Raw genomic sequence first — 19,835 nt, forward strand, 5'->3', positions numbered from 1 at the left:
GACAATCTGCTGTCTCTGCCCAGCTTGTCCTCACAAGAAAGGATGACTCATGTCCATCAAACGCCCGAATGCCGAGGAAGTCGCCGATCTCGCCGCCAGCCTGCACATGAACATGACGGTGGAGGAGGCCGCCGAATATCTGTCGCTGATGGGCGGCATGTTCGACCAGTACGATATCATCGACGAGCTGCCGAACCCGCTGCCGCCTGTCAAATATCCGCGCACGCCGGGCGCCAAGCCGCCGCCGAAGGAGAACAAGTACAACGCCTGGGCGATCAAGACCGAGGTGAAGGGCGCGTCCAGCGGCAAGCTCGCCGGCCGGAGCGTCGTGCTGAAGGACAACGTCGCGCTCGCCGGCGTTCCCATGATGAACGGCTCGACCACGCTCGAAGGTTTCATTCCCGCCGCCGACGCCACCATCGTCTCCCGCATTCTCGATGCCGGCGGCACCATCGTCGGCAAGGCCGTCTGCGAGCACTTCTGCCTGTCCGGCGGCAGTCACACCTCCGATCCCGCGCCGGTGCACAATCCCTGGAAGATGGGCTATTCGGCCGGCGGCTCGTCGTCGGGCAGCGCCGCGCTGGTGGCGGCCGGCGAGGTCGACATGGCGATCGGCGGCGACCAGGGCGGCTCGATCCGCATTCCAGCGTCCTATTGCGGCATCTACGGCATGAAGGCGACCCACGGCCTCGTGCCTTACACCGGCGTGATGCCGATCGAATCGACGATCGACCACACCGGACCGATGACCAAGTCGGTCGCTGACAATGCGCTGCTGCTCGAAGTGCTGGCCGGCGCCGACGGTCTCGATCCCCGGCAATATGCGCCGAAGGTCTCGGCCTACACCGAGGCGCTCGGCAAGGGCGTCAAGGGTCTCAAGATCGGCGTCCTCAAGGAAGGCTTCAGCGCGCCCAACATGGAAGAGGGCGTGGTCGCCAAGGTCAAGGCTGGCGCGGAGCGCTTCGCCAAGATGGGCGCGAGCGTGTCGGAAGTCTCGATCCCCGAACACATGCATGCGCTGGCGGCGTGGAATCCGATCACGCTCGAAGGCTTCCTCGTGCAGATGATGCTCGGCAACGGCATGGGGTTCAACTGGAAGGGCCTTTACGATGTCGGTCTGCTCGATGCGCATTCCGGCTGGCGCACGCGCGCCGACGATCTGTCGGTGACGTTGAAGCTGACGATGCTGGTCGGCCAGTGGGGCCTCGAGCACTATCGCGGCCGCTACTACGCCAAGTCGCGCAACATCGCGCTCCAGGCCAAGGCGGCCTATGACGCCATGTTCGGCTCCTACGACCTGCTGCTGATGCCGACCCTGCCGTGCGTCGCCACGCCGATCCCGGCCAAGGATGCGCCGCTCGCCGAGGTGGTGCAGCGCGCCTTCGAGATGACCGCGACGACCAGCCCGTTCGACGTGACAGGTCATCCGGCGATGACCCTGCCGTGCGGCCTCTCGGACGGCCTGCCGGTTGGCCTGATGCTGATCGGCAAGGACTACGCCGAATCCACCATCTACCAGGCGGCGGCGGCGTTCGAGGCCGACGGCGACTGGAAGACCTTCTGATGATCACCATCACCGCGGTCATCAGGGCCAAGGCGGGACACGAGGCCACGATGCGCGACGCCCTCGTCGCCGTCGCGGCTCATGTCGCGGCCAACGAGCCGGAGACGATCGGGTTCTTCATCTCGCAGAGCGAGACCGAGCCCGGTCTGTTCACGACCTACGAGCGCTTCGCCGACAAGGCCGCGATGGACCGCCACAACGGCTCCGCCGCGGTGGCGACGTTCTTCGGCATCGCCAAGCCGATCCTCGACGGCGAGGTCATTCTCGTGACGTCGCAGGAGGTGTCGGCGACGCTGCGGTAGTGCGCTGGGAGGTACCAACCGTCTCCACAGTCATTCCGGGGCGATGCGACAGCATCGAACTATGGTGCGCAATTGCGCACCTGAGAATCTCGAGATCCGGGTTCAGCCCTGGCGGGCTGCCCCGGAATGACAGTGATGACGTCAACGAGAGGAAATCACGCCGATGCTCCGTTTGCACGGCATCATAGGACGCGCCGACGACAGGGCTTATGCCGGAAAACTCCACGCGCTGGAGCATCGCGGCGGCATCGAGCTGTTGTTCGTGCCGCCGGAGGACGCCGGCCGCAGGCGCTTCCGGCTGACCACCGATCGCGGCACCGACTGCGCCGTCAGCCTCGATCGCGACGAACAGCTCGTCGACGGCGCGCTGCTGCATCTCGATTCCGATCGCGCCATCATCGCCCGCTTCGGTGAGGAGCAGGTCTGGCACCTGCGCGCGCGCGATCCGGCCTGTGCGCTGAAGCTCGGCTGGCACGCCGGCAACCTGCACTGGCGCGTCCGCTTCGAAGACGATCATCTGATCGTGCTGCTCGATGCCCCGCTCGACACCTATCGCGCCCGCATCCAGCCGCTGCTCGATGCCGGCGAGGTCGTGGAGCGCGATCATGTTTGACCGCGGCGAGGCGCTCGCGCTGCTGCAGCTCGGCGACAGTGCCTTTCCCGCCGGCGGCTTTGCGTTCTCCTGGGGCATCGAAGGCCTCGCGGCCGACGGCCTGCTGTCCGGTCGCGCCGACCTCGACGGCGTTATTGCCGATCACCTCGCGCAGCGCTGGGCCAGCATGGATCGCATCCTGCTCCGCCGCGCCTGGCACGCCGACGACATTGCCGCGATCGCCGCCGTGGATCGCCTCGCCGAGGCGACAACGCCGTCGGCCGAGATGCGCGAGGGCTCGCGGCGCGCGGGCAGGGCGCTGCTCGGCGTCTGGGTCAAGCTCGCCGGTCCGTTGTCTCAGGCGTACCGTGCCCGCGCTTCTGCCGATGCGCGGCTCGGACATCTGCCGGTGGTACAAGCCATCACCGGCCGCGATGCCGGCCTTGGCCTCGACGCGGCCGAACTGGTCTCCGGCTGGACCCTCGTCGCCGGCCTCGTCAGCGCCGCCGTGCGGCTCGGCCTGATCGGCCACATCGAGTCGCAGCGCAGCCTCGCGCTTGCCCGCGCACGGCTCGCTGATCTGCTCGACGAGACACCCGACGACGACGCGATGCCGTCGAGCTTCACGCCCTTCATCGACATCGCCGTGTCGCGCGGTCCGCTGCGGCACGTGCGCATGTTCACGACCTGACCAGAGGTGCCGCGCCATGATGAACCTGTCGCCGACCGAGATGGATCGTCTCGTGATCTTCAACGCCGCGCAGATGGCGCGGCGCAACCGCTTGCTCGGCATCAGGCTCAGCCATCCGGAGGCGGTGGCCTACATCACCGACGAGGTGATGACCGCGGCGCGCCGCAATCTGCCCTATGCCGAGATCCGCGACATGGCGGGACGGCTGCTCACGACCGACGACGTCGAGCCCGGCGTCGCCCAGATGATCCCGATGCTCTATGTCGAGCTGATGTTTGCCGAGGGCACCAAGGTAATGGCGCTGTTCGAGCCGATCCAGCCGGCCGACGGCACTGCGGGTGACGAGTTCGTGCCCGGCGAAATCATTGCGGGCGGCGACGACATCGCGATGTTCACTGAGCTGCCGGCGGTCACGCTCGACGTCGTCAACACCGGCGACCGGGACATCCAGGTGCGCAGCCACACCCATTTCTTCGAGGTCAACCGCGCACTGTTGTTCGATCGTGCCGCCGCCTGGGGCATGAAGATTGATCGTCCGGCGGGACTCGGCGTCCGCTTCGAGCCGGGCGTCACCAAATCGGTACGCCTCGTGCCGATCACCGGCGACCGCATCGTGCGCGGCCAGGCCGGACTCGTCAACGGCCCGCTCGACGCGGCCGGCGCGCGCGAGACCGGGCTGAAACTCGCGCAGTCGCGCGGCTATCTGGGAGCTTGAACTCATGGCCACGCTGACCCGCCGCGCCTATGCCGAGCTGTATGGCCCCACCAAGGGCGATCTCATCCGGCTCGCCGACACCAGCCTGCTCGCCGAGATCGAGCACGACTACACGACCTACGGCCATGAGCTCCTGGTCGGCGCCGGCAAGAACCTGCGCGACGGCGAGGCCATCGCCGGCCACCGCACGTCGTCCCACAAGATCCTCGACGTCGTCGTCAAGAACGCGAACATCGTCGACGCCGTCGCCGGCATCGTGAAGGCCGACATCGGCATCCGCGACGGGCGTATCGTCGGCATCGGCAAGGCCGGCAATCCCGACGTGATGCCGGACGTGCATCCGGATATGGTGGTCGGCCACACCACCGCGCCGATCGCCGGCGGCCCGTTCATCGTCACCGCCGGCGCGATCGAAAGCCACGCGCATCTGATCTCGCCGGAACAGTCGGACCATGCGCTGGCCGGCGGCACCACGACGATGATCGGCAACGGCTCCGGGCCGGTGTTCGATGTCGGCTCCGGCTCGGGGCCGAATTTCGGGCACTTCCTGAAATCGATCGAGTTCTCGCCGCTGAACTACGCGCTGTTCGGCCGCGGCGGCTCCGATCCCGAAGCTGTCGAGGAGGCGGTTGCGGCCGGCGGCATGTCGGTCAAGATCCACGAGGACTTTGGCGCCGCGCCCGACGTCATCGACAAGAGCCTGATCGCCGCCGACCGCAACGACTTCGCCGTGCATCTGCACACCGACTCGATCAACGAATACGGCTTCTGCGAGGACACGATGGCGGCGGTCGACGGCCGCACCATCCACATGTATCACGTCGAGGGCGCCGGAGGCGGCCATGCACCCGACCTGCTCAAAGTAGTGTCCTGGCCGAACGTGATCCCGTCCTCCACCAATCCGACCAATCCCTACACCTCCTACGGCATGGAGGAGGGCGTGCCGATGACGATGATCTGTCATCAGCTCAACTACAACGCGCCCGAAGACGTCATGTTCGGCGAGGCGCGGGTGCGGGCGCAGTCGATGGCGGCCGAGGATTTCCTGCACGACATGGGCGCGATCTCGATCTTCGGCACGGACACGCAAGGCATGGGACGTCTCGCCGAGAACGTCGCCAAATGCTGGCAGCTCGCCAGCGTGATGAAGGACCGCATCGGTCGGCTGCCCGAGGAGACCACCGCGCGCGCCGACAATGAGCGCATCAAGCGCTACGTCGCCAAGCTCACGATCAATCCCGCCATCGCCGTCGGCATCGATCATGTCGTCGGTTCCATCGAGGTCGGTAAGATGGCCGATCTCGTGCTGTGGCCGCGCGCCTCGTTCGGCCTCAAGCCCTACATGGTGATCAAGAACGGCTTCCCGGTGTGGGCCGCGATGGGCGACGGCAATGGCAGTCTGGGTCTCTCCGAGCCGATGATCCAGAAGCGGATGTGGGGTGCGCTCGGCGCAGCGCCACAGCGGCTCGGCGTCAACTTCATGTCGAAGCTCGCGGTCGACGTCGGCATCCGCGCCAAGCTTGGGCTCGGCCGTGAGACCGTGCAGATCAAGAACGTGCGCCGGCTGCGCAAGACCGACATGGTCCGCAACGCGGCGATGCCGCATGTCGAGGTCGATCCGCAGACCTTCGAGGTCCGTGCCGACGGCAAGCTGCTGATGTGCCCGCCTGCGACGACCGTGCCGCTCGCGAGGAGGTTCATGCTGCGATGAGCCGTCTCGCTCTCACCCGCACCGATGCGCCGATGACCGCCGCGCGCGTCGGCATCGGCGGTCCGGTCGGCTCCGGCAAGACCGCTCTGGTCGAGCGCCTGATCCCGGCGCTGCAGGCGCGCGGCATCGGCATCGCGGTCATCACCAACGATCTCGTCACCGCCGAGGATGCCGAGCGCGTCCGCCGCTCGGGATTGATCGACCCGGCGCGCGTGTCGGCGGTCGAAGCCGGCGCCTGTCCGCACACCGTGATCCGCGAGGACCCGACGCTCAACATCGAGGCCGCCGACGAATTGGAGCGGCGCTTTCCCGGCGTCGAGCTGATCCTGCTGGAGAGCGGCGGCGACAATCTCGCCTCGACCTTCTCGCGCGACCTCACCGATTTCTGGATGTTCGTGATCGACGTCGCCGGCGGCGACGACATCCCGCGCAAGCGCGGCCCCGGCGTGATCCGCGCCGATCTGCTCGTCATCAACAAGGTCGATCTCGCCCCGCATGTCGGCGTCGATCTCGATCGCATGCGGCGCGAAGCGGCCGAGGTGCGCGGCGGCCGTCCGGTGCTCTTGACCAACTGCCGACGCGGCGAGGGTATTGATGCGATCGTCGATCTGCTCGAGCGCGAGGTGCTGTTCCGCAAGTGAGCGCTTCAGCCCCAGAGCCGCCGCGGCTCGATCTCTCCTTCGTTCGCCGCGGCGGCCGCACCATGATCGACCGCCGGCTGTTCGCGTGGCCGTTCGTGCTGACACGCAGCTTCCACACCGATGCTGCGCGGCCGGACCTGCTCAGCGTGATCCTGCAGACCGGCAGTGGCGCGGTGCATGGCGAGGACCGATTGATGCAGCGCTTCACGCTCCATGCGGGTGCAGCCGTTTGCGTGACCACGCAGGGCGCCACCTCAGTCCATCGCGCCGAGCCGGGCGCACGTGCCATGGAGCAGGTGCTGCTCCGGGTCGAGACCGGCGCCAGGCTCGATTATCGGCCGGAGCCGCGTATTCTGTTCCCCGGGGCTGCCTTGTGCCAGGTGCTCGAACTGCACTGCGCCGCCGATGCTTTGGCCCTCGTGACCGACGCCTTCACGATGCATGATCCGAACGGGCAGGGGCGCTTGTTCCGCGAGCTCGACTCCGCGCTCGTCGTGCGCCGGACGGGCGAGGCGCCGCTCCTCATCGACCGCATGCAGCTGCGCGATCCTGATGTCGCCGTCTTCAACGGTCATCGCGCATTCGGCTCGGCCGTGCTGATGCTGCCGCTGACGAACGATCTCACCGCGCTTCGCCAGCGTCTCGCCGATGCGCTGTCCTGCATCGACGGCCTCTACGCCGCGGCAAGCCTGCTGCCGGAGAGCGCCGGTCTCGGCGTGCGCCTCGCGGGCCGCCAGATGCGCCAGCTGCGCACCGGATTCGACGCGATCGCCGCGATCTATCGCGAGGCTCAGGCCCCGAGCGCGCCTGCGACGGCTCGGCCGACCGCTGCGTGAACCGCGTTGCGCTTGTCGTCGCTGGCCTTGGTCTCGGTGAGATAGCTGCTCACGACGACCGGCACGCGCCCTGTCGGCCAGATCACGGCGACATCGTTGCTGCTGCCGCGCTCGCCCGCGCCGGTCTTGTCGCCGATGCGCCATTCGCCGGGCAGGCCGGCGCGCAGCTTGGCGCCACCGGTCTTGCAGGCGATCAGCCAGCCATTCAGGATGTCGCGCGATGCCGCCGACAGCGCCGTGCCGGTCGTCAGCTTCGCCAAGGTCTGCGCCATCGCCGCGGGCGTCGTGGTGTCCCTGGGATCGCCGGGCACGCTTTCATTGAGCGCAGGCTCGATGCGGTCGAGCCGGGTGATGGCGTCGCCGAAGCCGCGGATGGCGCGGGTCAGGCCGGCGGGGCCGCCGAGGCTCGCCAGCAGCAGATTCGCCGCCGTGTTGTCGCTGAGCGTCACGGTCGCCTCGCACAATTCGCCGACCGACAGGCCCGACGTCCCCACATAGGCCTTGGTGACCGGCGCGTAGGACAGGATGTCTCCTTGCGCGATGGGAATGCGGCGCGAGAGCTGCTCGGTGCCGGCATCGACCTTGGTGAGGATCGCGCCCGCCAGCAGCGCCTTGAAGGTGCTGCACATCGGGAAACGCTCGTCGAGCCGATGGCCGCTGAGCGCCCCGCTCGCGGTGTCCAGCAGCGCCACGCCGAGTCGCCCGCCGCTGTCGGCTTCGATGCCGGCGATGGTGGCCTGCAGGTCGGCGGCAAGCACCGGCTTCGCCGCCAGCAGCGGCACGATTGCGAGCGGAAACAATTGCCGCCGTGTGTAGATTGTCATGGACCGTCCTCGAGTTACGCCGTCTCGAGATCGAAATCGGCCCACACCGGCACGTGATCCGACGGCTTCTCCCAGGCCCTGACATAGCTGTCGATGCCGACCTCGACCAGCCGGTCGCTGGCCTGCGGCGACAACAGCAGGTGATCGATCCGGATCCCCGCGTTCTTCTGCCAGGCGCCGGCCTGATAGTCCCAGAACGTGTACTGCCCCGGCGCATCGGTGACGGCGCGCAGCGCGTCGGTGAGCCCGAGGCCGAGCAGCGACTGGAAGCTCTCGCGCGTCTCCGGGCGAAACAGCGCGTCCTCGACCCAGGCCTCGGGGTTGGAGACGTCGGCGGCAGCGGGGATCACGTTGAAGTCACCTGCGAGGATCAGCGGCTCCTCGGTCTTCAGCCGCTCACGCGCGTAGTCACGAAGCCGCGACATCCATTTGAGCTTGTAGGGATATTTTTCCGTGTTCGGCGGGTTGCCGTTGGGCAGGTAGAGGCAGGCGATGCGCACCACCCCGCTCTTGAGGCTGACCACGCCCTCCAGGAACCGCGCATGCACGTCCTCGGCATCGCCGTCGAGCCCGGACTTGGTTTCGTCGAACGGCAGCTTCGACAACAGCGCGACGCCGTTGAAGGTCTTCTGGCCGTGCGTCACCACGTTGTAGCCGAGCGCCTCGATCTCGAGCCTTGGGAATGCGTCGTCCGTGCACTTGATCTCCTGCAGGCAGACGATGTCCGGGGAGCATTCCTTGAGCCAGGTCAGGAGGTGATCGATCCGCTGCCGGACCGAATTGACGTTCCAAGTGGCGATACGCATTGGCTTGAGGTTCCCGGGGGGAAGGAGAAACGGCCCCGGTTAGATCAAGCCGCGACCACTCCGGTCAAGGCGGATGGCGTGGGAATCACAGGCGGGCGCAACATTCCGCAGGTGGCGCTGAACTGGCTGCTGCAGCGCCCGACGGTCGCGACCATCATCGTCGGCGCCCGCAACGAGAGCCAGCTGATCGAGAATATCGGCGCGGTCGGCTGGAGCCTGACGGCGGAGCAGGTGGCCACGCTCGACGCCGCGAACGACACGCCGGCGGCCTATCCGGTCTGGCATCGGCGCGGCTTCCCGATGCTGAACGAGCGTCGCTAGTCCAGGACGAGCGGAACTGCTGTGGATCATCAGCCTGAGGCCTCGTGCCTGCAGTGCCGATCCATTTGACGACGACGCCGGACGGGAAGTAAAATTAGGTTCGATCGTCACGTGGCCGCGCTCCGGTCATTCTGGAGCCGCCACAACGGGGGGCATCGACCCCGGACCGATCGGCGGTTGAGCCTCACGACTGTGCCGGACCCGCAGTCTTCAATGTGACGATGTTTGGCTCACTAAGTCGTCCCGGCGGACCGCATCGGATTTTCCACTGACTTGGAGGGTGGGCAAAGGCGCGCAGCGCCGTGCCCACCGCGCACCACGATCAGATCGTCCACCCCTCCGCCGGATACGCCAGCCCGTCGCTTGGCAATATCTCCGCGCCCAGCCCATTGCGAAACCGGCTGGCGTAGAATGCCAGCGGCAGGCCGTCCTGGTGGCGGCACCAGCGGACCTCGCCGATGAACACCGTGTGGTCGGCGATCTCGACCGTGCTCACGACCTCGCAGCCGAATTGCGCGATGGCCGCCGGCAGCAGGAAGAAGCCGTCACGCGCGTCCAAGGCAGGCGCGCCCTGTGCGAGGGCCGCGCCGGCGAAATGCCGGCCGATCGCGACATCATCGGCCGCGAGCACATTCACCGCATAGCGGCCGGACGCGCTCACCGCCTGCCAGGTGCGGCCGCGCTTGAGCGAGACCAGCACCGTCGGCGGCTGCGTCGAGACCGTGGTGAAACTGTTGGCGGTCATGCCGACCGGCGCGCCGTCGCCATCGCTGCTGGTGACGACGGTCACGCCGGTGGAGAACCGCGACGCGGCTGCGCGAAAACCCGCGGCATCGGGATGATGGCTCATCGGCCGCTCTCCGTCATCACGCCTCACGCCGCGAGCCGCGTCCGCTCGTCGATCCAGGCATGAATGCGCCGCTCGCTCGCCAGCCGGTCCCACTGCCGCTCCGGGTAGTTGAAATTGTCGGTGAACTCGTCGCAGAGCCCGCGATCCTGCGCCATGGTGAAGATCAGCCGGCCCATCGCCTCCGACGGCGGCTGCAGCATCAGGTTGGTCCAGCGCGCCGCGGCGAGCACGCGGTTCTCGCGCGCGCGATCGACCGTCTCGACGAAGCGGTCGTCGAACGCCACCGCCTCGGTGATCGCCTTGCCGAGTTCGAACGCGGCATAGGAGGCCATGTTGGCACCCTGGCCCATCATCGGATCGACCACGGAGTGCACGTCGCCGAGCGCAATCGCGATCTTGCCGTCGTCGAAGGTGACCGAGGAGCGCCGCACGGTCGGCACCACGGCGCCCTGCAAGAGGTCCAGCGGCTGCAGATCGAAGCGGTGCGTGTCGATCCGGTTGTAGGTGTGCGGATGGTGCTTCTCCAGCTTGTCGAGCAGCGTCTGCCGGAAGGCTGAGGGATCGGCGTCGTAGTTGAGCGACACCAGCTCGGCCATGTCACCGCCGGGAATGTTCTCCATCAGCAGCGCCGTCTTCATGCCGCCGAAGGTGAGCGTCGGAATCACGATCATCTCGCCATGGCCCGGAGAGACCGACAGCGTCACGCCGCGCGGATCGTCGCCCTCGGGGCTGCCGTGGTCGACGCCGTCATAGAGGCCGACGCAGAGCAGGCGCTGCGGCTGGTTGTAGGGCGACAGCTCCGGCCGGTGGCTGAACATCCGCCCCAGCGCGCCCTTGCCGGTCGATACCACCAGCAGGTCGAAGCGCGCCACCAGCGCCGGAATGTCGTCGTCCTGGATGCTGGCATATTCGATCGCGCCGCCGCGGTCCTCGAAATCCTTCATCAGCGCCGGCAGGTAGATCCGGTAGTCGACCGCGCGGCTCGGCTGCTTGAAGGCCCCGCGAAAGAGCAGGGGGCTGCCGGGGAAATTGAAGTAGTGATCGTGGTGGTGATAGACGAATTCGGGACTGTCCCAGTGGTTCACGCCGAGCTCGTTCTCGCGCGCCACGGTGATGCCGTGATGGGCCACCGTGTTCATCAACCGCGTTGCAGCATACTGTTCCGGCTCGCGGTCGGTCAGAACCGTGGCCTGGATGCCTTTCTTCTGCAGATACAGCGCCAGGTGCAGCCCGCCGATGCCGGCCCCGACGATGCCAATCGACTTCTCCATGGTCTCCCTCCGTTTGATTTTTTGAGAGGCTAGACCGGCCCGCCTCCTGACGTATACGGAATGACGAGAATAAAACTCATTCCGGGGAGGAATGGATGGACCGGATCGACGCGCTGCAGACCTTCATCCGCGTCATGGAAGCCGGCAGCTTCACCCAGGCCGCGGCCGATCTGGGCCTGGGACAGCCGGCGATCACCAAGCGCATCGCGCTCTTGGAGGAGCAGTTCGGCTGTCGCCTGTTCGTCCGCACCACGCGCAAGCTCCGGCCGACAGCCGAGGCCGATCGCGTCCTCAAGCTCGCCAAGGACATCGTCAGCTTGTTCGAGAGCGCGGGCATGCCGTCGCCGAAGCGCGTCGGCGCGCCCTCGGGCACCTTGCGGATGACGGTGCCGACCTCGTTCGGCCGCCATTTCTTCAGCGACGTCTTCGCCGAATATGGCCGCCGCTATCCCGAGGTGCGGCTCGACATCCGCTTCACCGAGCAGTTCGTCGACCTCGTGGAGACCGGGACGGAGCTCGCCATCCGCATCGGCGTGCTCAGCTCCAGCTCGCTGGTCGCGCGGCGCGTCGGCACGGTCAAGCGGCTGCTGGTTGCGGCGCCATCGCTGCTCGCAAGACACCGCCCGCCGCGACTGCCCAATGATCTGCGCCAGCTCCCCTGCGTGACCTATTCGCGGCTGTCGCCGAAGAACGAGTGGAGCCTCGAATCCGAAACCGGCCGCCACGTCGTCGGCATCACGCCCTCGCTCACCTGCGACGACGCCGACATCATGACCCTGGCGGCGCTGGAAGGCCTCGGCGCCGCCGTGCTGCCGGACTGGTGCGCGGTTCAACACATTGCGTCAGGCAGGCTCATCCATCTGCTACCCGACTACGACGTTCCGTCGCTGCCGCTTCACGTCGTCTATCCCGACCCGCAATGGATGTCGCACCGCGCCCGCCTGTTCCGCGACCTGATCATCGAGCGCGCGGATGTGTTCGCGATCGGGGCGCTGCAGTGAGGGAGTTTTCGCAACCACCAAGGGAGCAGTGCCCTCGCGACAAACGCGACTGTCTTCGCCCGGCTCGACCGGGCGATCCAGTGCGCCGAGGCGGTTGTGGCGATACCGATGGACCGCGGCGTACTGGATGCCCGCCTGCGCGGGCATGACGGCGAGGATGTGGCTGCATGGGAGCTGAAGACGCGCAGCAACGCCTCAGCGTCGTGGGCGCCGAGGCCACCGCTTCCGCTGCAGTATAGATGGAGCGAGGAGGCGCCGCGCTCTAGTTCATCCGGCGTCTCCACCGTCGTTGCGAGCGAAGCGAAGCAATCCAGGGCCGCCAAGGGCTCTGGGTTGCTTCGCTTCGCTCGCAATGACGAGGATGCTAGAGTTCTACCTCAAGCGACTGAAGAGAGACGGGACTGCGAGGGGGCGACAATGCGGCTGGCTGTGATTTCCGACGTGCATGGCAATCTGCCGGCGCTGGAGGCGGTGCTCGCGGACATCAAGATGCGCGGCGTCGACGCCACGGTCAATCTTGGCGACTGCGTGACCAGCCCCCTGTGGCCGCGGGAGACGTTCGATCTGCTGCAATCCGTGACGCTGCCCACGGTGCGCGGCAATCATGACCGCTGGATCGAGGAATGGCCGGAGGAGAAGTTGTCGCCGGCCGGCCGCTTCGCGCAGGTCGCGCTGACCGCTGAACAGCGCCGTGTGTTGCATGCCCTGCCGGCGCGGATCGCGCTGGAGCATGGCATCCTCGCTGTGCATGGCACGCCAGACGATGACTGTGCCCTCCTGCTCGAAGAGATGCTGGACGATGGCCGCTACGTCCCGGCGCGTCGCGACGTGCTCATCTCACGGCTCACCAACATCGGCGGCGCCACGCTGGTGCTGTGCGGCCACAGCCATCGGCAGGCGGTGGTGCAGGTGCCCCGTGGGCCGCTGGTGATCAACCCCGGCAGCGTCGGCTGCCCGGTGTTCGGCGACATCCCGATCGCAGCCCAGCTCGAACATCGCTCGCCGCACGCGCGCTATGCGGTTCTGACCGAGCGACGCGGACATTGGCAGGCCGAGCTGCTGGCGCTGACCTATGACTGGGATCACGCGGCGGCGCGTGCCGCCGAAAACGGTTTTCCGCATTGGGCCAGTGCCTACGCCTCCGGCGCGGTGCTGTGAGGGATCAGCGAACAACGACGTGGTGATTGCGATCCCGCGTGCACGTCGGGCAAATCGATCCACCGCATGACCCATGTTGGCGATGCCAATTGGGCGCAGCCGGCGTCGAATAGCGTGCGCCGAGAGATTAATTTCACGAGCGCCTTCAAGCTGATTTGCCCTGTCCAGTCCCGGTGCGAAAAATATCGTGGTTTCGCTTTTACAGAATTCATGCTCCTATGTCGCCGTCCCGCCCCGGCACGAGGGGCGTATCGCGATCGTCACGACACGCGGGGTGGGATGCGATGGGCGTCGTGGGCCGCAGCATGGCGTGATGCCGTGCGGACGAACGGCACAGGGCGCACGCCGAAATCGCATGGTCCTGGTCTCCCGACGCTGAGGCCACGCCGGTGGTGACGATGATCCGCCGGTCACGGGGGCAAGACAGCCCGGTCCCCGGGGAGAATGCGTATAAGGCGTAGAGCCGTCGTGCAGGGAATGCCGGTTGACCGGCTGGACCTGTGGTGACTGCCGCCTGCTTTCTTTCTGCAGGCGGGCCATGGGTTGCGGCCAGCACCCGGCATTCCCTGCGCCCTCGACCTGAACGAGGGGGAAACGGACGATCATGACTCGGGCACATCGTGCCGCGGGAACGATGAGTTGCATCCGGCGCTGCCAGCGCGCGCATTCGGAGGTTCCGTAATTCTACGGGCGGAACAATTAACGCGGCTGAAGCAGCCGATCAGGCATGGCAAGGGACCACAAGGAAAGCATCGCGCCCTCATGAATTGGCCTGGGGATCCCACGAGTTCGAAGCGAACCGCAAGCGCCAGTCCGCTGGGCGCGTTCTTCCTTTGGATCGGCGGCTTCGGCGCCATCGAGGGTCTCGACGACGAAGCGCTGACCGAGCGCGATCGCCGGCGCATCCGGGCGCGGCAGGTCGATGCCGTCGCGCGCCTCGTCCCCGTGACAATCGGCATCAATTTCGCGAACGCGGCCATCATTCTCGGCGTGTTCTGGAACACCGTCTCCAATCTCTTCCTCATCGCGTGGGGCACTGCGATCGGCGTGGCCGGCGGCATGGCGCTGCGCGGCTGGTGGCGCGCGCGCAAGTCGCGGCCGCAGGAGGCGTCCGAGCGCGCCATCTCCCGGATGACGCTGCAGGCGTTCTTCTTGGCGACGATCTGGGGATCGCTGCCGCTGATCGTGATGCCGCAGGTCGATCCGCATCTGCAGATCATCGTGGGTTCGCTGATGACCGGGATGATCTCCGGTGGCGCGTTCGCGATGTCGAGCGTGCCGCGGGCTGGTCTCGCCTACACCTGGACCCTGATGCTCGCCTCGGTGGGCTCGCTGTTTCTGTGCGGCGGCGCGACCTATCTCGTGCTCGTCGTGTTCCTGCTGCTCTACACCTCGTTCATGGTGCGGCACCTGGTGTCGCACGGCAACGTGTTCCTGGAGAACCTGAAGGCGCAGATCCGGCACGAGCGCCAGAACGAGACGATCTCGCTGCTCCTGAAGGAATTCCAGGAAAACGCCGCGAGCTGGCTGTGGCAGACCGATGCCGAGGGCCGGCTGATCGACGCGCCGCAGCGTTTCGCCGACGTGGCCCAGCTTCCGCTCGATCAGCTCAAGGGCGAGCGGCTGATCGATACGCTGAAATATCTCTGCCCGACCGATACGGCGACGCTCAAGACGTTGGCCGATCGCATGGCGCAGCGGCTGTCGATCCCGGAAATTCTGATCCATGTCGTGGTGGCTGGCGGCGAGCGCCGCCGTTGGGCGCTGACGGCGCGGCCGGCGCGGGATCACGAGGGCAAGTTCGCAGGCTATCGCGGCTTCGGCCGCGACGTCACCGAGCGCTGGCGGGCCGAGCAGGCGGAAGCCGAAAGCCGTGCCAAATCCGACTTCCTGGCAATGATGAGCCACGAGATCCGCACCCCGATGAACGGCGTGCTCGGGCTCGCCTCGACCTTGCTGGAGACGAAGCTCGACGACGAGCAGCGTCACGCGGTCATGACGATCCGCGAGTCCGGCGACAACCTGCAGCGCATCCTCAACGACATCCTCGATCTGTCCAAGCTCAACGCCGGCAAGCTCGAATTCGAGACGGTGGATTTTTCGCCGGCGGCGCTGGTCGAGGCGGTCACCGCCATCATGGGCGTCAACGCAAAATCGAAGAGCCTGCTGGTCAATGCGGATATCGATCCGAAGCTGCCGCCGGCGCTCAAGGGCGACGTGGCGCGCATTCGTCAGGTGCTGATCAATCTTGCGTCCAACGCGGTGAAGTTCACCGAGCAGGGAGGCATCACCGTCGCCGTGGCCTGCCGCACGCGCGACGACCACAGGGCGACGATCGAGTGGCGCGTCTCCGACACCGGCATCGGCATTCCCGCCGATCGGGTCGGCAAGCTGTTCACGGATTTCGCCCAGGCCGATGCCTCGATCAACCGCCGCTTCGGCGGCACCGGGCTCGGGCTGGCGATCTCCCGGCGGATCATCGAGCAGATGGGCGGGGTCATCGCGGTGTCGTCGGTGCAGGGCGAAGGCTCGACCTTCCGCTTCAGCCTGACCTTGCCGTGGAGCGACAAGCAGGTGTCCGATCAGCGCGGCGACCGGGTCGGCGCCGGCGACCTCAAGGCACGGATCGAGGCACTCGGCCGTCCCTTGCGCGTGCTGATCGCCGAGGACGACGCCACCAACCGCATGGTTGTGTCGAAGATGCTGCAGGAGTTCCCGGTCGATAAATGCATCGTTCCGGATGGCGTGCAGGCGGTGAAGGCGGCCGACGAACAGGAGTTCGACCTCGTGCTGATGGACGTTCGCATGCCGGAAATGGACGGCATCGCCGCGACCCGGGCCATCCGGGCCAAGGGTGGACGGCTCGCCGAGCTGCCGATCATCGCGCTGACCGCGAACGCCTTCCCGGACGACATCAAGCAATGCCGCGAGGCCGGCATGACCGACTTTCTGGCCAAGCCGTTGCGCAAGCCGGCCATGGTGGCGGCAATGCTGAAGGCGATCGGAACGCCCGCGCCAAACGTCGAGGCGCCGGCGCTTGCGCCGTCAGATGTCCCGGCTGCGACGGCGGAGGCCTGAGCCGACAACGAGGGGACGCTAGACCGAGAAGCTGGTGCCGCAGCCGCAGGAGGCGGTGGCGTTGGGATTATTGACCCGGAACGAGGCGCCCATCAGGTCGTCGACGAAATCCACCTCCGAGCCGGCGAGGAATGGCACCGAGGCCGGATCGACCAGCACGACCGCGCGATCGCGCTCGATAACGAGATCGTCGTCGGCCTTGGCGCGGTCGATGTCGAACTTGTACTGGAAGCCGGAGCAGCCGCCGCCTTCGACCGAGATGCGCAGCATCGCGCCGGCGCTCTCCTTGCCGAGGATCTCTCCGATGCGGCGGGCGGCGCGTTCGCTGATGGTGACGGGGCCGGTCGAGGCATCAGTCATGGTAGGAGGTCTCCGAGGTAGCGCGTCATGCCCTATTCATTTGGTGCCGGGCGCTCCCCATAGTTAAGTGGGCTCCGCCGAGGAATCAAACCGCAAAAGGAACAATCGCCCGTGTCGGTCGGAATGGCTGCCCCCCGCGCTCCCTATTCCTGCGATCCCGATCGCAGCCGGGGCCGCCTGTTCGCCGAGCCGCCGTCCCGGACCCGCAGCGCGTTCCGCAGGGATTGCGACCGCGTCATCCATTCGACCGCCTTCCGCCGGCTGAAGCACAAGACCCAGGTGTTCGTCTTCCACGAAGGCGACCACTACCGCACGCGCCTGACCCATTCTTTGGAAGTGGCCCAGATCGCCCGCGCGCTGGCCCGGCAGTTCGGCCTCGACGAGGACCTGACGGAGACGCTGGCCTTGGCGCATGATCTCGGCCATCCGCCGTTCGGCCATGCCGGCGAGCGCGCGCTGAACCGCTGCATGGCGGACCATGGCGGCTTCGACCACAATGCCCAGACATTGCGCATCGTCACGTCGTTCGAGCAGCGCTACCCGGATTTCGACGGACTCAACCTGACCTGGGAATCGCTCGAGGGCATCGTCAAGCACAACGGGCCGTTGCAGGAGCCGATCCCGCCGGGAATCGCCGAGTTCAATACCCGGTTCGACCTGGAGCTGTGGAGCTACGCCTCGCTCGAGGCCCAGGTCGCGGCGCTCGCGGACGACATCGCCTATGACGCCCACGACATCGACGACGGGCTGCGGGCCGGCCTGTTCACGGTCGACGACCTCAAGGAAATTCCCCTGCTGGCCGCGATGATCGCCGAGATCGATCGCCAATATCCGGCGCTCGATCCGATCCGGCGCGGCGCCGAGCTGGTGCGCGAGCTGATCTCCTACCTGATCGCCGCCGTGGCGGCCGAGGCCGAGCGCCGGATCGCGCGGGCGCAGCCGATGTCGCCTCACGACATCAGGCGGCACAGCGGGCCGCTGGTGGCATTTCCGGCCGATGTGGCCGAGCATGAGGCGACCATCAAGGGGTTTCTCTGGCAGCGGATGTACCGCCATGAGCGGGTGATGCGGGTGATGCGCGACGCCGAGCGCATCGTCGCCGACCTGTACGGCCGCTACCATGAGGACGGTTCGACGCTGCCCGCGGGCTGGCTGGACGGTTGCGACGGCGAGGGCGATCGGGCTCGCCGCATCGGCCATTTTATCGCCGGAATGACGGACCGTTTCGCCTTAACGGAGCACCACCGGCTTTTTGACTCGACTCCGGATTTGCGTTAGGCGGCGGCATGGTTGAACAAGCGTCCACCCCCTATCTTTTCGCCGACATGCTGGCCCGCGTGCACGCGATCTGCGCCGCGCTCGCCAAGGATGGCGGCTGGCCCGAGGGCATCGATTTTTCGCGCGTGGTCGTCGAGCCGCCGCGCGACCCGAGCCATGGCGACATGGCCACCAACGCGGCGATGGTGCTCGCCAAGGAGGCGAAGGCTAAGCCGCGTGATCTCGCCGAGCAGATCGCCCAGCTCCTGCGCGAAGATGCGCTGGTGGCGAAGGTCGACGTCGCCGGTCCGGGTTTCATCAATCTCACTTTGCAGCCGACGGTTTGGGCGAAGGCGCTGGCGACGATCCTGCGCGAAGGCGCCGAATACGGCCGCGTTGCGCCGGTGCCGGGCGCGCCGAAGGTCAACGTCGAATACGTCTCGGCCAATCCGACCGGGCCGATGCATGTCGGCCATTGCCGTGGCGCCGTGTTCGGCGACGCGCTATGCAGCCTGTTGCAGTTCGCCGGCCGCGACGTCACCCGCGAGTACTACATCAACGATGCCGGCGCTCAGGTCGACGTACTCGCGCGCTCCGCCTTCCTCAGATATCGCGAGGCGCTGGGCGAGGACATCGGCGCCATTCCGGAAGGGCTCTATCCCGGCGACTATCTCAAGCCGGTCGGGCAGGCGCTCGCGGCCGAGCACGGCGACAAGCTCAAGGCGCTCGCTGAGACCGAGTGGCTGCCGATCGTGCGCGACAAGGCGATCGCGATGATGATGGCCGAGATCAAGGATGATCTCGCCGCGCTCAACATCCGTCATGACGTGTTCTTTTCGGAACGCTCGCTGATTGCAGGCAGCACCAACAAGGTTGCCGACACGATCGAGTTCCTGCGCGAGCGGGGCGACGTGTATGAAGGCCGTCTGCCGCCGCCCAAGGGCGCGCCGGTGGAGGATTGGGAGGATCGCGAGCAGCTTCTGTTCCGCGCCACGGCCTATGGCGACGACGTCGATCGTCCGCTGATCAAGTCGGACGGCAGCTACACCTACTTCGCCTCCGACATTGCCAACCACCGGCACAAGTTCGAGCGCGGCTTCGCCGACCTGATCGACGTATTCGGCGCCGATCACGGCGGCTACATCAAGCGCATGCAGGCGGCGGTGAAAGCGGTGACGGCCGGACAGGCCGTGCTCGACGTCAAGGTCGTGCAGCTCGTCAAGCTGTTGCGCAATGGCGAGCCGGTGAAGATGTCGAAGCGCTCCGGCGACTTCGTCACCTTGCGGGAAGTTGTTGATGAAGTGGGGCGCGATGCGGTCCGTTTCATGATGCTCTACCGCAAGAACGACGCCGTGCTCGATTTCGACCTCGCCAAGGTCATCGAGCAGTCGCGCGACAATCCCGTATTCTATGTCCAGTATGGCCACGCGCGGGGGCATTCGATCTTTCGCAATGCGCGGGAGAGCTTCCGGGACCTGCCGGAGGACGAGGGGGCGCGGTTAGCGTTCCTCCGCGAGGCCAACCTCGAAAAACTCTCCGACTCGGCCGAACACGACCTCTTGAAACGCCTGGCACTGTACCCACGTACGGTGGAGAGCGCAGCGCTGGCGCATGAGCCGCACCGGATCGCCTTCTACCTGTATGAACTTGCAAGCGAATTTCACGCCCTCTGGACGCGGGGGCGGGATTTGCCCTATTTACGCTTCATTATCGATGATGATGCAGAATTGACCAAGGCACGTTTGGCCATGGTTCAGGGCGTCGTCTCGGTTCTGGCGTCGGGACTTGCGATCTTGGGCGTTAATGCTCCTGATGCAATGCGCTGATTGGGGGAAACACACGACTTCAGTTGGGGGC

Annotated in this window: 19 protein-coding genes; 14 read left to right on the plus strand and 5 right to left on the minus strand. The window is 66.6% G+C overall.

Annotation, left to right across the window (positions count from 1 at the left end):
• Window positions 1-49 precede the first annotated feature (49 nt).
• From ACQR13_RS20235 to ACQR13_RS20270, 8 genes are all read left to right on the plus strand, one after another.
• Window positions 50-1,564, plus strand: coding sequence for an amidase (locus tag ACQR13_RS20235; protein ID WP_315827508.1), 1,515 nt, complete (start codon window positions 50-52; stop codon window positions 1,562-1,564).
• Window positions 1,564-1,866 carry a putative quinol monooxygenase gene (locus ACQR13_RS20240; RefSeq protein ID WP_257164995.1) on the plus strand — a complete coding sequence of 101 codons (303 nt, stop codon included), beginning with the start codon at window positions 1,564-1,566 and terminating at the stop codon, window positions 1,864-1,866. Before ACQR13_RS20235 ends, ACQR13_RS20240 begins: the two co-directional genes overlap by 1 nt.
• Before the next feature lie 163 nt (window positions 1,867-2,029).
• Window positions 2,030-2,479, plus strand: a complete 450-nt coding sequence (gene ureE / locus ACQR13_RS20245) for an urease accessory protein UreE (RefSeq protein WP_315711680.1) — start codon at window positions 2,030-2,032, stop codon at window positions 2,477-2,479.
• Window positions 2,472-3,149, plus strand: a complete 678-nt coding sequence (locus ACQR13_RS20250; RefSeq protein ID WP_315711682.1) for an urease accessory protein UreF — start codon at window positions 2,472-2,474, stop codon at window positions 3,147-3,149. Before ureE ends, ACQR13_RS20250 begins: the two co-directional genes overlap by 8 nt.
• Window positions 3,150-3,165: 16 nt before the next feature.
• Window positions 3,166-3,864 (plus strand): urease subunit beta, encoded by a 699-nt coding sequence (gene ureB, locus ACQR13_RS20255; protein WP_315711684.1) that lies wholly within the window; start codon window positions 3,166-3,168, stop codon window positions 3,862-3,864.
• Between the two features lie 4 nt (window positions 3,865-3,868).
• On the plus strand, window positions 3,869-5,575 hold the full coding sequence (gene ureC, locus ACQR13_RS20260; RefSeq protein WP_434863134.1) for an urease subunit alpha: 1,707 nt from the start codon (window positions 3,869-3,871) through the stop codon (window positions 5,573-5,575).
• Window positions 5,572-6,216, plus strand: coding sequence for an urease accessory protein UreG (ureG, locus tag ACQR13_RS20265; protein WP_316192982.1), 645 nt, complete (start codon window positions 5,572-5,574; stop codon window positions 6,214-6,216). Before ureC ends, ureG begins: the two co-directional genes overlap by 4 nt.
• The gene (locus tag ACQR13_RS20270) at window positions 6,213-7,052 is read left to right on the plus strand and encodes an urease accessory protein UreD (RefSeq protein ID WP_434863135.1); all 840 of its coding nucleotides are present in this window, start codon (window positions 6,213-6,215) and stop codon (window positions 7,050-7,052) included. The genes ureG and ACQR13_RS20270 overlap by 4 nt, the downstream gene beginning before the upstream one ends.
• On the opposite strand, the gene bla is transcribed toward ACQR13_RS20270, so the two are convergent.
• Together bla and xth are read right to left on the minus strand one after the other, a co-directional pair.
• Window positions 7,007-7,876 carry a class A beta-lactamase gene (gene bla / locus ACQR13_RS20275; RefSeq protein WP_315827514.1) on the minus strand — a complete coding sequence of 290 codons (870 nt, stop codon included), beginning with the start codon at window positions 7,874-7,876 and terminating at the stop codon, window positions 7,007-7,009. The two genes, ACQR13_RS20270 and bla, sit on opposite strands and share 46 nt — an antisense overlap.
• 14 nt (window positions 7,877-7,890) lie before the next feature.
• Complete coding sequence (xth, locus tag ACQR13_RS20280) at window positions 7,891-8,682, minus strand: exodeoxyribonuclease III (RefSeq protein WP_316186114.1); 792 nt, start codon at window positions 8,680-8,682, stop codon at window positions 7,891-7,893.
• A gap of 78 nt (window positions 8,683-8,760) precedes the next feature.
• On the opposite strand from xth, the gene ACQR13_RS20285 reads away from it, so the two are divergent.
• On the plus strand, window positions 8,761-9,003 hold the full coding sequence (locus ACQR13_RS20285; RefSeq protein WP_316165307.1) for an aldo/keto reductase: 243 nt from the start codon (window positions 8,761-8,763) through the stop codon (window positions 9,001-9,003).
• Between the two features lie 322 nt (window positions 9,004-9,325).
• Here ACQR13_RS20285 and ACQR13_RS20290 read toward each other — a convergent pair whose 3' ends face one another.
• Window positions 9,326-9,853: a flavin reductase family protein gene (locus ACQR13_RS20290; RefSeq protein WP_316165309.1), complete on the minus strand. Its 528-nt coding sequence runs from the start codon at window positions 9,851-9,853 to the stop codon at window positions 9,326-9,328.
• Between the two features lie 23 nt (window positions 9,854-9,876).
• A complete protein-coding gene (gene styA / locus ACQR13_RS20295; RefSeq protein WP_316165311.1) occupies window positions 9,877-11,124 on the minus strand; it encodes a styrene monooxygenase subunit StyA in 1,248 nt (415 codons plus the stop codon).
• Between the two features lie 95 nt (window positions 11,125-11,219).
• Here styA and ACQR13_RS20300 point away from each other — a divergent pair, with 95 nt between their 5' ends.
• From ACQR13_RS20300 to ACQR13_RS20310, 3 genes are all read left to right on the plus strand, one after another.
• The gene (locus tag ACQR13_RS20300; RefSeq protein WP_315827517.1) at window positions 11,220-12,125 is read left to right on the plus strand and encodes a LysR family transcriptional regulator; all 906 of its coding nucleotides are present in this window, start codon (window positions 11,220-11,222) and stop codon (window positions 12,123-12,125) included.
• A 417-nt stretch (window positions 12,126-12,542) separates the two neighbouring features.
• Window positions 12,543-13,283 (plus strand): metallophosphoesterase family protein, encoded by a 741-nt coding sequence (locus ACQR13_RS20305; RefSeq protein WP_316165448.1) that lies wholly within the window; start codon window positions 12,543-12,545, stop codon window positions 13,281-13,283.
• Window positions 13,284-14,045: 762 nt separating this feature from the next.
• Window positions 14,046-16,361 (plus strand): ATP-binding protein, encoded by a 2,316-nt coding sequence (locus ACQR13_RS20310; RefSeq protein ID WP_434863136.1) that lies wholly within the window; start codon window positions 14,046-14,048, stop codon window positions 16,359-16,361.
• Window positions 16,362-16,379: 18 nt separating this feature from the next.
• Here ACQR13_RS20310 and erpA read toward each other — a convergent pair whose 3' ends face one another.
• On the minus strand, window positions 16,380-16,721 hold the full coding sequence (erpA, locus tag ACQR13_RS20315; protein WP_315711699.1) for an iron-sulfur cluster insertion protein ErpA: 342 nt from the start codon (window positions 16,719-16,721) through the stop codon (window positions 16,380-16,382).
• 111 nt (window positions 16,722-16,832) lie between these two features.
• Between erpA and ACQR13_RS20320 the strand changes: the two genes are divergently transcribed.
• Window positions 16,833-17,999, plus strand: coding sequence for a deoxyguanosinetriphosphate triphosphohydrolase (locus ACQR13_RS20320; protein WP_315711700.1), 1,167 nt, complete (start codon window positions 16,833-16,835; stop codon window positions 17,997-17,999).
• 8 nt (window positions 18,000-18,007) lie between these two features.
• Complete coding sequence (argS, locus tag ACQR13_RS20325; RefSeq protein ID WP_434863137.1) at window positions 18,008-19,804, plus strand: arginine--tRNA ligase; 1,797 nt, start codon at window positions 18,008-18,010, stop codon at window positions 19,802-19,804.
• Window positions 19,805-19,835 lie beyond the last annotated feature (31 nt).

It is taken from the genome of Bradyrhizobium sp. HKCCYLRH3059 (assembly GCF_051168035.1).
GTDB lineage: Bacteria > Pseudomonadota > Alphaproteobacteria > Rhizobiales > Xanthobacteraceae > Bradyrhizobium.

Bases quoted from the DNA above. Each gene is read 5' to 3' on its own strand.
- ACQR13_RS20235 (WP_315827508.1), top strand. From the start codon at position 50: ATGTCCATCAAACGCCCGAATGCCGAGGAAGTCGCCGATCTCGCCGCC.
- ACQR13_RS20240 (WP_257164995.1), top strand. From the start codon at position 1,564: ATGATCACCATCACCGCGGTCATCAGGGCCAAGGCGGGACACGAGGCC.
- ureE (WP_315711680.1), top strand. From the start codon at position 2,030: ATGCTCCGTTTGCACGGCATCATAGGACGCGCCGACGACAGGGCTTAT.
- ACQR13_RS20250 (WP_315711682.1), top strand. From the start codon at position 2,472: ATGTTTGACCGCGGCGAGGCGCTCGCGCTGCTGCAGCTCGGCGACAGT.
- ureB (WP_315711684.1), top strand. From the start codon at position 3,166: ATGATGAACCTGTCGCCGACCGAGATGGATCGTCTCGTGATCTTCAAC.
- ureC (WP_434863134.1), top strand. From the start codon at position 3,869: ATGGCCACGCTGACCCGCCGCGCCTATGCCGAGCTGTATGGCCCCACC.
- ureG (WP_316192982.1), top strand. From the start codon at position 5,572: ATGAGCCGTCTCGCTCTCACCCGCACCGATGCGCCGATGACCGCCGCG.
- bla (WP_315827514.1), bottom strand. From the start codon at position 7,876: ATGACAATCTACACACGGCGGCAATTGTTTCCGCTCGCAATCGTGCCG.
- xth (WP_316186114.1), bottom strand. From the start codon at position 8,682: ATGCGTATCGCCACTTGGAACGTCAATTCGGTCCGGCAGCGGATCGAT.
- ACQR13_RS20290 (WP_316165309.1), bottom strand. From the start codon at position 9,853: ATGAGCCATCATCCCGATGCCGCGGGTTTTCGCGCAGCCGCGTCGCGG.
- styA (WP_316165311.1), bottom strand. From the start codon at position 11,124: ATGGAGAAGTCGATTGGCATCGTCGGGGCCGGCATCGGCGGGCTGCAC.
- ACQR13_RS20300 (WP_315827517.1), top strand. From the start codon at position 11,220: ATGGACCGGATCGACGCGCTGCAGACCTTCATCCGCGTCATGGAAGCC.
- ACQR13_RS20305 (WP_316165448.1), top strand. From the start codon at position 12,543: ATGCGGCTGGCTGTGATTTCCGACGTGCATGGCAATCTGCCGGCGCTG.
- ACQR13_RS20310 (WP_434863136.1), top strand. From the start codon at position 14,046: ATGAATTGGCCTGGGGATCCCACGAGTTCGAAGCGAACCGCAAGCGCC.
- erpA (WP_315711699.1), bottom strand. From the start codon at position 16,721: ATGACTGATGCCTCGACCGGCCCCGTCACCATCAGCGAACGCGCCGCC.
- argS (WP_434863137.1), top strand. From the start codon at position 18,008: ATGGTTGAACAAGCGTCCACCCCCTATCTTTTCGCCGACATGCTGGCC.